Here is a 10615-nt window from a genome sequence, read left to right on the forward strand (position 1 = left end):
GTTATGAGTCAAAGTAGTCATTTTTTATTCGGTAATGAAACAGAAGTTGAAGATATTGGCGGTGGTTTAAAGCGTCAAATGTTAGGTTATAACCATGAGTTAATGGCCGTAAAAATTTGGTTTGAAAAAGGCGCTATAGGTTATAACCATGCACATAGACATTCTCAGGTAACTTATGTTGTAGAAGGTGAATTTCACTTTAATATTGATGGCGTAACAAAAATATTAAAGCCAGGTGATAGCTGCATGATACCTCCGCATGCTGATCATGGCGCTACGTGTCCAACAGGCGGTATTTTAATTGACACTTTTAGCCCTCCAAGAAAAGATTTTCTAAAGGATGATGCCGAATGAAAATGAAAAACTTACGTTGGTGGGTAATTGCCCTCATTGCGTTAGCGACGGTTATTAATTATATCGACCGCTCTGCGCTTTCTGTACTTTGGCCTGATATTGTTGAAGACTTATTTCCTGACGAGTCGGCATTAGAGCGCAAACAAATTTATGCCAATATCTCAATGGTATTTATTTTATCGTATGCGTTCGGGCAAGCTATATTTGGAAAAATATTTGACTGGGTAGGAACGCGTATTGGCTTTGTATTGTCGATTGGCGTTTGGTCATTAGCAACCGCAGCTCACGCATTTGCTCAAGGGGCTATGAGCTTTAGTATATTTAGAGCCATTTTAGGTGTCGCTGAAGCAGGTAACTGGCCAGGTGCTGCTAAAAGTAATGCGGATTGGTTTCCAACGAAAGAACGTGCTCTAGCACAGGGAATATTCAATTCAGGTGCAGCTATTGGTGGTATTGTTGCCATTCCGTTAATTGCTTATTTAACCGTATATTTTAGCTGGCAAATGGTTTTTGTGGTTATTGGTTTAGTGGGGTTACTATGGCTAATTCCTTGGATTATTCTAGTGAAGGCGCCACCTAAATCACATCCGTGGATCACCGATGAAGAACGTGAATATATTTTAACGGGACAACGCACGAGCGAAGAAAATTTAAACACTCTATGTGATGAGAATGAATATAACCCATCAACAGGAGAGCTATTATCTAGAAAACAGAGTTGGGGGGTTATTATAGCTTCAGCAGCTATTGATCCTATTTGGTGGTTATTTGTATTTTGGATACCTATTTATTTGAACGAAGTTTATGCTATGGATGTTAAATCTATTGGTATTTATGGCTGGGTTCCTTATGTTGGCGCTATGTTTGGCGCTTGGTTTGGTGGTTTGCTAGCACAAAACCGATTAAAAGCAGGCTGGAATACAGACAAAACACGCAAGCTAACAATTACATTAGGCTGCTTGATTATGTTACCCGCCTTGTTAGCTATGGCTGATCCTGGAGGGCCGACAACAGCAGTTATTATTATGGCAGTCATTTTATTTGGTTTTCAGACGGCTATCGGTAATGTACAAACTTTACCTAGTGACTTGTATGGTAAAAAAGCGGTTGGTACTTTAGCTGGACTTTCAGGTATGGCAGCAAAGTTAGGTGCCTTGGGGTTAACTTCTCTCGTGCCTATTTTAACCGCTAATGGTAATTATACCCCGGCATTTGTTATTGGTGCCTCTTTAGCGGTTATTGCAATGTTAGCTGTTTGGGTTCTTATTCCAAAAATAGAACCACTAAAGCCTAAAAATTAACACATGAAAGGTAAGCGATATAGCCTTAAGTTTATATCGCTTACTATTAAAATACTTAAATTAAAGTTTATAAGGCTTTGTAAATGAAAAATATTTTTTTACTCGGTGAGTGTATGATTGAGTTAATGTCGATTTCTAAAGAGCCCTCGGCAAATATCATGAGTCAATCATTTGCTGGTGATGTTTTTAATACCGCCGTTTATTTAAAGCGAACATTTTCAGATATTAATACGCATTTAGTTACCGCGGTAGGTACAGACCAATTTAGTGTAGATATGATCAAATACTTTGAAAGTGAAGATATTGGTTCAAGCTTAGTATTCAAATCAGCAGATAAAATAGCAGGCTTATACTCAATTCAACTTGATGAACAGGGTGAGCGTAGCTTTACTTATTGGCGTGAAAACTCAGCTGCTCGTCAAATTATGGAACATATTGACAATGAAGCGACCAATCAACTAACTAAAGGCGATATGTTCTTCTTTTCGGGAATTTCTTTAGCTGTAATTCAGCCTCAAGCACGCGCTGATTTTTGGGTGCTTATTGATAAGTTAAAGACTGCTGGCGTTAAAATTGTCTTTGATCCTAACTACCGCCCACGTTTGTGGAGCAGTCCTAAGGAAGCACAACAACAATTTGAATTAGCACTCAGTAAGTCAGACTTATCATTGCCCGGAGTTGATGACTTTGAGCAGTTGTTTGATATGAAGTCTGTTAAAGAAGTGAGTGATTACTGCAAACCTTTTGCGATTAATGAACTCATTATAAAAAATGGCGCTGAAACTATTTTAACGATTGTTGATGGCGACGTGACTGAGTTTACAGTTACCCCAATAGAAAACGTTATAGACACAACATCGGCAGGTGACTCCTTTAATGGTGTTTACCTTGGTGCACGTATGCAAGGTTACTCGGTTAATGGTGCAATCGCTTTAGCATCAAAAGCTGCTGGCTTTGTAATACAGCACAAAGGAGCCATTGTCGATAAACAGGCGTACCAACAGTTTATTAAAGCAATAACCTGCTAACTTAAAAAACTCTTCATTTACAAGGAATACTCATGAAATCATTTTCCACTCTGATGGGAAAGCAAACTCTGCTACCTATAATTCAAGCAAATACTGTTGAACAAGGGCTTGAAATTGCTAAGGCAATGTCGGCTGCAGGTATTAATTTAGTTGAAGTTGTACTTAGAACTGACGCATCAATTGATATTATTCGCGCATTAAAAAAACAACTTCCTCAGTTAAAGGTTGGTGCCGGAACGGTACTTAATGCTGATATTTTAAAAAAAGCGCTTGATGCAGGAAGTGATTTTATTATTACGCCTGCAATATCAGAGCAGTTACTTACCGATTTAGCTAACTGTCCTGTTCCCGTGGTTCCAGGGATTTCAAATACCGCCGATATACTTTTAGTGAAAGAGTTTGGTTATACCGAATTAAAGCTATTTCCTGCCTCTTTATCTGGTGGTGCGCCATTTTTAAAAGCGATGGCTGCGGTTTTTCAAGGCATCACTTTTTGTCCAACAGGTGGAATAAGTGAAAGTAATCAGCACGACTTTCTAGCGTTAGATAATGTTTTTGCTGTGGGCGGAACTTGGATTGCAAAACCTGAATGGGTAGCGTCAGGACAATGGTCTGAAATTACTTCGGCTTGTCGAGCTGCGCAAGTTAACTAATTACATAAAAGGTGAGAGTTTACATGAAGTGTTTATCAGATGTTGTTAATCACGGGTTTATTTTTGGTGAAAGCCTCGATAGACTTTTTAGTTATGCTAAAGCAAATCAGTTTGCTTACCCTGCAGTGAATGTTATTGGCACTAATTCAGTGAATGCTGCACTTGAAGCGGCACAAAAAGTTAACTCACCTATTATTGTGCAATTATCTTTTTCTGGTGCTGCATTTTTCATTGGTAAAGGAACGCAGTTATCACCTATGGATGCGGCTATTCAAGGTGGTGTTATTGCGGCTAAGTATATTAAAAGTGTTGCAAAAATTTATGGTGTGCCAGTTATTATTAATACTGATCATGCGGCTAAAAAGCTACTCCCTTGGATTGACGGTTTATTAGCACAGGGTGAAGCGCATTATAAAGAAACAGGTGAGCCATTATTTAGCTCTCACATGATAGATCTATCAGAAGAAACATTAGAAGAAAATATTGAAACTTGTGCTCGTTATTTAAAACGAATGACGGCAATATGTATGAGTTTAGAAATTGAATTAGGCTGTACTGGTGGTGAAGAAGACGGTGTAGATAATACTAATATTGATACGTCATTACTTTATACTCAGCCAGAAGATGTTGCTTATGCATACGAGCAATTAAGCCGTGTAAGTGAGGCATTTACGATTGCCGCCTCATTCGGCAACGTACACGGTGTTTACAAACCTGGTAACGTTCAATTAACCCCTGAAATATTAAAAAACTCACAAGCCTTTGTTGCTGAAAAATTTGCTTTACAGCCTAATCATTTAAACTTTGTTTTTCATGGTGGCTCAGGCTCCGATCCTGAGGAAATAACCGAAGCAATTAGTTATGGTGTGATCAAAATGAACATTGATACTGATACTCAGTGGGCAAGTTGGGAGGGGGTTTCAAACTACTATCAAGCCAATAAAGATTATCTTCAAGGTCAAATAGGTAACCCAACGGGCGATGATATGCCTAACAAAAAATATTATGATCCACGAGTATGGTTACGCCATGCTGAAGAATCAATGGCTGAACGTTTAGTACTTTCTTTTAAAGAACTAAATTGTATAAATAGATATAAGGCTTAATTATGAAGCGCTTAATACCTTGTTTAGAGCAAGATAATGTTGAAATTGAATTAATTCTCTTGATTAAAACTTTATTGACGGCTTGTAAAGAAATTTCATTTAGGGTGAGTCAAGGCGCGTTATCTAACGTACTAGGCTCTACGTTAGATGAAAATATTCAAGGCGAAACTCAAAAGAAACTTGATGTTATAAGTAATCAATTACTAAAAGATATGTTATTAGAAAGTGGCAAAGTCCGAACTATCGCTTCAGAAGAAGAAGACTTTGTTGTAGCAGCAACTGAAAATGCTCCTTACATTGTTGCTTTTGACCCACTTGATGGTTCATCTAATATTGATATTAATGGTCAAATAGGCACTATTTTTACTATTTATCGTGCAAAAGATGATGCTCCTGCAAACAGTGAGTTACAGTTTTCACAAAAAGGTACGGAGCAAGTTTGTGCGGGATATGTTTTATATGGCCCGTCAACTATGTTGGCGATGACTACCGGTGGGCCAACGCGTTTATATACCCTAGATAAAACTCAGGGCTGTTATTTACTTACCACGGAACAACTATCAATACCGACCGAAACACAAGAGTTTGCAGTAAACATGTCAAACTTTCACCAGTGGTCGGCCGAGTTTGCTCACTATATTAATGATTTAATCTTAGGGAAGGCAGGCATACGTGCTAAAAAATATAATATGCGCTGGAATGGTGCCATGGTTGGTGATGTGCATCGAGTATTGTCGAGAGGTGGTATTTTTTGTTATCCTAATAATATAAATCAGCCTGAGCAACCTGCTAAGCTACGTTTGCTATATGAAGCTAACCCATTAGCTATGTTAGTTGAAAATGCTAAAGGGAAAGCATTTACAGAACAAACACGGATATTAGAGATTCAACCGTCTGATATTCATCAAAGAGTTGCTGTTATTATGGGCTCAGCAAATGAAGTTGATAAGTGTTTAAGTTATTTAAGGTAGAGTGTTAACTTATTCTGTTATTAGTCGTTTTTAATGCTTTGGTGTTGCTTAATCAGTGTGTTATTAGTGTATTAAGCAACATTTTATCAATGATGTATTAAAACCCCTCTAAAACCAGTTTGCCACGCGACTGTTGCGATTCTAAAATTTGGTGCGCTTTAATGATATTTTCAGGGCTTATTTTTCCTAAGTGTTGTCCTAGGGTAGTTTGTAAAACGCCTTCATCAATCAATGCACTAATTTCATTTAAAAGTCGATGTTGGGCTATCATATCGTCGGTTTGAAACAGAGAGCGGGTAAACATTAACTCCCAATGAATTGAAATACTTTTACGTTTAAAAAGTAAAATATCAAAGTGCTTAGGATCGTCTATTAGTGCGTATTTACCTTGCGGTTTGATGATCTGCGCTACCTCTTCTAAGTAGTCATCAGAATTAGTTAAACTGATCACATAATCAAATTCAGCCAGTTGTTCATCGCTAACTTGCTTACTCAGCGAAGCACTATGATCAAGAACTTTATCAACCCCTAAGTCTTTTAACCACTTAACACTTTCTGCTCTTGAGGCGGTGCCAACTACGGTTAACGCGGTAAGTTGTTTGGCTAATTGCACTAAAATAGAGCCTACACCACCGGCCGCGCCAATAATGAGTAGTGATTTGTTTTCTTCTTCTGCACCTTGTTTAATATTAAGGCGATCAAACAGTAATTCCCATGCGGTAATTGAGGTTAACGGTAATGCTGCCGCTTGTGCGTCTGATAAGGTTTTAGGCGCGTGACCCACAATACGTTCGTCTACTAATTGATATTGTGCATTACTGCCATCTCGGGTTAAGTCACCAGCATAAAACACGCGATCGCCTACATTAAATAAGCTAACCTCTTCGCCAACAGATTTTACGGTGCCAACACCGTCCCAACCTAAAATTTTAAAGTCATTTGTCGGCAACGCAGACTTTCTGACTTTGGTATCAACAGGGTTAACTGAAATAGCACTAACTTCAATTAACAAGTCATGCCCAGAAGCGGTTGGAGTAGGGAGCTCAATAGCGACTAAAGCATCGTTATTAAGAACTTCTGAAGGCTGTTTGTAACCAATTGCTTTCATCTTTATCTCACTTTTAATAAAAGTACATCGGTAGAGCATAAGCCATGCTAAACGAAAAAACTAACTAAAAAACTATATTAACTCGCTTGCGTAACGTTATTATACGGTTTGAATAAAAGTAACTAAGCACATTTAATAAAATGTATTACTCTGTTAACTTAACCGTTAATAGATTATTTAATCGCTTCTTTACTAAACTGTTATTTATTAACACATTGTTTATTAGATTATTGTTTATTAAATGATTGCTTACTGAATTTTAATTGAGATTGCCGTGAATATACCTGACATTCCTAATAACCATGCTTTGGCTATGCTATTAATCACTGTTATTGCATTGTACTTTTTCCGTCGCGATGACATTCCACTTGAAACGTCGTCTTTATCAGTGCTGGTTTTACTGTGTTTAGTTTTTACAATATTCCCTTTTGAAGTGAATGATCAGATGTTAGAGCCATCGTCACTGTTTTTTGGTTTTGGCCATGAGGCGCTGGTGACTGTTTGTGCTTTAATGATTATTGGTCACGCTTTAGTTCGAACGGGCGCTTTAGTGCCCGTGGGACGAAATTTAGCAAAACTGTGGAAAATTAGTCCTGCACTCTCATTACTCATAACCTTAATTATTGCTGGAACGCTAAGTGCCTTTGTTAACAATACGCCGATTGTCGTTTTGTTATTACCTATTTTGGCAAACGTGGCTTTAAGAACCAAAACCGACACCTCACCCATGTTATTGCCTATGGGGCTCGCGACGTTAGTTGGCGGTATGACAACCACTATTGGTACCTCGACTAACTTACTGGTTGTTAGTGTTGCGAGTGATATGGGCTTACCACGCATTGGCATGTTTGATTTTAGTTTACCTGCGGTGATTGCAGCGACGGTTGCTATTGCCTATTTATGGATTGTTGCACCTAAGTTATTACCTAAGCGCTCGCCGTCACTTGCTGATACCTCACCACGATTATTTAGCGCTTATTTAAATATTAATGAAGACAGTATTTCAAATGGCAAAACAGTGGCAGAAGTACTGAAACTCACTGATGATCAAATGACAATTCAGTCAATTCAACGCAGCCCTCATTACCGTAATGTGAGACCTTTTCCTGATACTGTTTTACGTGAAGGCGATCGCTTACATGTAAAAGATTACCCTGATCAACTGAAAGAATTTGAGTCGGTAATACAGGCAACCATGTTCTCAGGTGCTCATAAAGTAGATGAAAACCATCCTCTTAATGCCGAAAAACAAATGCTGGCAGAAATAGTTGTAATTCAAGCATCAGGTTTAGTGGGTCGTACATTAAGAGATGTACAATTTGCTAAGCGTTATGGTATTTCAGTCGTGGCGCTGCACCGAGATGGTAAAGCGATGGAGATAGGGCGTAGTAGTATTGGTAATATGATTATTCACACCGGTGATGTTTTACTAGTACAAGGTGAAGCTGAGCAAATTGATGAATTAAAAGAAAATCGCGGCTTTTTAATTATTGATGGCGCGGCTGATTTACCTTACTCGAAAAAAGCGCCAATTGCCCTTGGCGTACTCTTTGGTGTAGTAACGGTTGCCGCACTGGGTATTTTACCAATAGCGATCAGCTCTATTTGCGGTATTGTGGTGTTATTAGCAACTAAGTGCTTAAGCTGGGAAGATATTTCATCAGCGCTAAGTAGTCAGGTTATTCTTATTGTGGTGGCTTCACTTGCTTTAGGCTCCGCGATGATGCAAACCGGGGGCGCAGAATATATTGCCCAAATGTTTGTCGCTTTAGCCTTTGATTTACCGCCTGCGGGCATTCTATCAGCCTTAATGTTAATGCTAGCGGTATTAACCAATATAGTCTCAAACAATGCCGCGGCGGTTATTGGTACGCCCATTGCCATTTCAGTGGCAACACAATTAAATGTACCCGTTGAACCTTTTATTTTAGCGGTATTATTTGGCGCTAACTTAAGTTATGCAACGCCTATGGCTTATAAAACCAATATTTTGGTTATGAATGCCGGTGGTTATCAGTTTTCTGACTTTGTCCGCGTTGGTTTACCGCTGGTAATATTAATGTGGATAACGTTGTCATGCTTATTAACGTGGTTGTATTTATAGCACCAGAGTTTTTTGAGGCTTATTTATAAAAGCCAGCGACGTTTGATTTATTTGCACAAAAAAAGCTAACGCTTGAGGTAACAGATTAAATATATGTTACAGAGCGTTAGCTTTATAATGTTAGTTATGAGCTTAACAATTATTCAGAATTTGGTTTTAAATAGGCAATATCGTCATCAATATCATCAATACCAAAGTCATAACCACCATCAAAGTCATCATGTAATTCATTAGTTACATTCACTGATAACTCTAATACTTCGGGCAAATAAATCGCGACTGTTTTAGGTGAGGCGATTACTTTTTTAAGCTCTGAAAATTCAAATAATGTCACTTCTTCAAGGTACATTTTTGCCGTTAACGGTAAGCTACTAATGAGCGTTTTAGTACAGCTGCTTAATTGCGCTGCTATTTGCTCTGCCGGCGTTGTACTTAAATAAGTGACTAATTGGTTATATAGGTCACTATTAAAAACATTACGGTCAGAATTTATGAGTAATAAACCTAGCGCAGAGTTTAAAAACTTTTGTAGCTCAAAGAGTAAAACGTCTTCATCATGCTCAGGTATTACTGTGTTAGCGCTATACTTAGCGGATACTTGCTTATGTACTTCTAATAGCTTAATGCTTTTATAGGCATTTTTTACCAGCGTAGTATGCTTTAACATAATGTCAGCGGTATCATTGACACCCAACGCATAAGTGCTGATAGGTATCTCTTTAAAATACTCAGGGGCGATGTTTTTCAGCTCAGCGTATTTTGCCCAGCCGGCACGAAAACAAAAGACAATACCTTGATTTTTAATAATTTCAATGGCTTTGTCAGAGTCGTTGTTACACTGGCTTAACAAACCTAAATTGATCATACCTAACACAATTTCACAGGCCTTTTTAATTTGGTCCGCGTAAATTATAGATAAGCAGTCTGACGCAATACGTAGCGACATATCAGAGAGTTGTTGTTGAGTTTTATGCATAAACTCTGCTGAGAAATCACCATTTGTAACACCGTCTTTCAATACTAAAAGTATAAAAGGGTTTTGCCTTAACTCTGCTATTTTCATTTACTGTCCTATAGTAATGCCGGTTGTTAATTTATACATAATAACCGGCACTTAGCGCCTTATTCGTTGATTTATCAGTAAAACCTAGTATTAACCTAAGCATTTTACCTACAGCGGCGCAAACATGTCATCGGTGTCCATCTCTACAGAGGTAACACGTTGCTTGTTGGCATTTTGTTTTAAAATGGCTTCAATGTTAGCTAAAGTACCATTACTGCTTACCGTTAATACTTCACGGTAGGCTTCTTCATCAAGGTTTTTTATTTTTAATAACAGCTCTTCAATACTGCCTGAAAGCTGTTCTTCGTCGTATTCCATTTCAGAGAAATCATGACCAATAAAAGGTAGTGATAAATAGAGTAAACCAAAATCATCTTCAACAATGGCTTTGAGTAACTCACGTTGCTTTTCGTCATCTTCATAAGATAAGAATATTTGCGATAGTAAGCTGTGTGCTTCTGTTTGCGCACAAAATACACTGTCTTCATCCATATTTTGCCAATAAGATGGTTCAACATTTAATAGTTGTTTAATTGACTCAGCGTCCATAAGCCAAGTAGCAATGGAAGGAATAGTGGCATCGTGCTCACGAATAATTTTAGCAACGGTTAAAATATCCATTTCAGACAACACAGCAAGCATGGTTTCATCGCCTTGCTCCGCAGCTATCGCTTCTAATGAGGTACCTGCGCGTCTACCGCTGTGTTGAGCGTCTTCAATAATATCTGAAGCAAGAATTAGTGCATTTTTAGTCAATTGATATTCCTCAAATGGTATTGTTTTTACTATTAATTTTAGCTTTAGCTTTGTTATTAGTATTGTTCGTCATAATCGTCACTATAAGTGTCGTATTCACTCTCGTCTTCATCTTTTAATGATGCTAATGGTGTCGCATCATAACTATTATAAAAGTGATTTAGCAATACG

The 10615-nt window shown here is 38.1% G+C and carries 10 protein-coding genes; 7 read left to right on the top strand and 3 right to left on the bottom strand.

All coding sequences use genetic code 11. The features are described from left to right. Positions 1-3 precede the first annotated feature (3 nt). The 6 genes from KO495_RS04015 to KO495_RS04040 all read left to right on the top strand — a co-directional run bounded on the left by KO495_RS04015 (position 4) and on the right by KO495_RS04040 (position 5413). The gene (locus KO495_RS04015; RefSeq protein WP_215979109.1) at positions 4-354 is read left to right on the top strand and encodes a cupin domain-containing protein; all 351 of its coding nucleotides are present in this window, start codon (positions 4-6) and stop codon (positions 352-354) included. After that, a complete protein-coding gene (locus tag KO495_RS04020; protein WP_215979110.1) occupies positions 351-1655 on the top strand; it encodes an MFS transporter in 1305 nt (434 codons plus the stop codon). Before KO495_RS04015 ends, KO495_RS04020 begins: the two co-directional genes overlap by 4 nt. Before the next feature lie 83 nt (positions 1656-1738). Beyond that, on the top strand, positions 1739-2683 hold the full coding sequence (locus KO495_RS04025; protein WP_215979111.1) for a sugar kinase: 945 nt from the start codon (positions 1739-1741) through the stop codon (positions 2681-2683). Positions 2684-2715: 32 nt separating this feature from the next. Then, complete coding sequence (gene eda / locus KO495_RS04030; RefSeq protein ID WP_215979112.1) at positions 2716-3336, top strand: bifunctional 4-hydroxy-2-oxoglutarate aldolase/2-dehydro-3-deoxy-phosphogluconate aldolase; 621 nt, start codon at positions 2716-2718, stop codon at positions 3334-3336. A 23-nt stretch (positions 3337-3359) separates the two neighbouring features. Further along, positions 3360-4442 carry a class II fructose-bisphosphate aldolase gene (gene fbaA / locus KO495_RS04035; RefSeq protein ID WP_215979113.1) on the top strand — a complete coding sequence of 361 codons (1083 nt, stop codon included), beginning with the start codon at positions 3360-3362 and terminating at the stop codon, positions 4440-4442. 2 nt (positions 4443-4444) lie between these two features. Beyond that, positions 4445-5413, top strand: a complete 969-nt coding sequence (locus KO495_RS04040; RefSeq protein ID WP_215979114.1) for a class 1 fructose-bisphosphatase — start codon at positions 4445-4447, stop codon at positions 5411-5413. A gap of 97 nt (positions 5414-5510) precedes the next feature. Here KO495_RS04040 and KO495_RS04045 read toward each other — a convergent pair whose 3' ends face one another. Next, positions 5511-6521: a zinc-binding alcohol dehydrogenase family protein gene (locus tag KO495_RS04045; protein WP_215979115.1), complete on the bottom strand. Its 1011-nt coding sequence runs from the start codon at positions 6519-6521 to the stop codon at positions 5511-5513. Between the two features lie 274 nt (positions 6522-6795). On the opposite strand from KO495_RS04045, the gene KO495_RS04050 reads away from it, so the two are divergent. After that, a complete protein-coding gene (locus KO495_RS04050; protein WP_215979116.1) occupies positions 6796-8625 on the top strand; it encodes an SLC13 family permease in 1830 nt (609 codons plus the stop codon). Between the two features lie 139 nt (positions 8626-8764). On the opposite strand, the gene KO495_RS04055 is transcribed toward KO495_RS04050, so the two are convergent. Further along, positions 8765-9688, bottom strand: a complete 924-nt coding sequence (locus KO495_RS04055; protein WP_215979117.1) for a hypothetical protein — start codon at positions 9686-9688, stop codon at positions 8765-8767. Positions 9689-9796: 108 nt separating this feature from the next. Then, positions 9797-10444 carry a hypothetical protein gene (locus tag KO495_RS04060; protein ID WP_215979118.1) on the bottom strand — a complete coding sequence of 216 codons (648 nt, stop codon included), beginning with the start codon at positions 10442-10444 and terminating at the stop codon, positions 9797-9799. Positions 10445-10615 lie beyond the last annotated feature (171 nt).

The organism is Colwellia sp. D2M02 (genome assembly GCF_018860755.1).
Classification (GTDB): domain Bacteria; phylum Pseudomonadota; class Gammaproteobacteria; order Enterobacterales; family Alteromonadaceae; genus Colwellia; species Colwellia asteriadis.

What these genes read in the sequence shown, in the direction of transcription:
- eda (WP_215979112.1), top strand. Translation starts at nt 2,716, where the DNA reads ATGAAATCATTTTCCACTCTGATGGGAAAGCAAACTCTGCTACCTATA.
- fbaA (WP_215979113.1), top strand. Translation starts at nt 3,360, where the DNA reads ATGAAGTGTTTATCAGATGTTGTTAATCACGGGTTTATTTTTGGTGAA.
- KO495_RS04040 (WP_215979114.1), top strand. Translation starts at nt 4,445, where the DNA reads ATGAAGCGCTTAATACCTTGTTTAGAGCAAGATAATGTTGAAATTGAA.
- KO495_RS04020 (WP_215979110.1), top strand. Translation starts at nt 351, where the DNA reads ATGAAAATGAAAAACTTACGTTGGTGGGTAATTGCCCTCATTGCGTTA.
- KO495_RS04025 (WP_215979111.1), top strand. Translation starts at nt 1,739, where the DNA reads ATGAAAAATATTTTTTTACTCGGTGAGTGTATGATTGAGTTAATGTCG.
- KO495_RS04055 (WP_215979117.1), bottom strand. Translation starts at nt 9,688, where the DNA reads ATGAAAATAGCAGAGTTAAGGCAAAACCCTTTTATACTTTTAGTATTG.
- KO495_RS04015 (WP_215979109.1), top strand. Translation starts at nt 4, where the DNA reads ATGAGTCAAAGTAGTCATTTTTTATTCGGTAATGAAACAGAAGTTGAA.
- KO495_RS04045 (WP_215979115.1), bottom strand. Translation starts at nt 6,521, where the DNA reads ATGAAAGCAATTGGTTACAAACAGCCTTCAGAAGTTCTTAATAACGAT.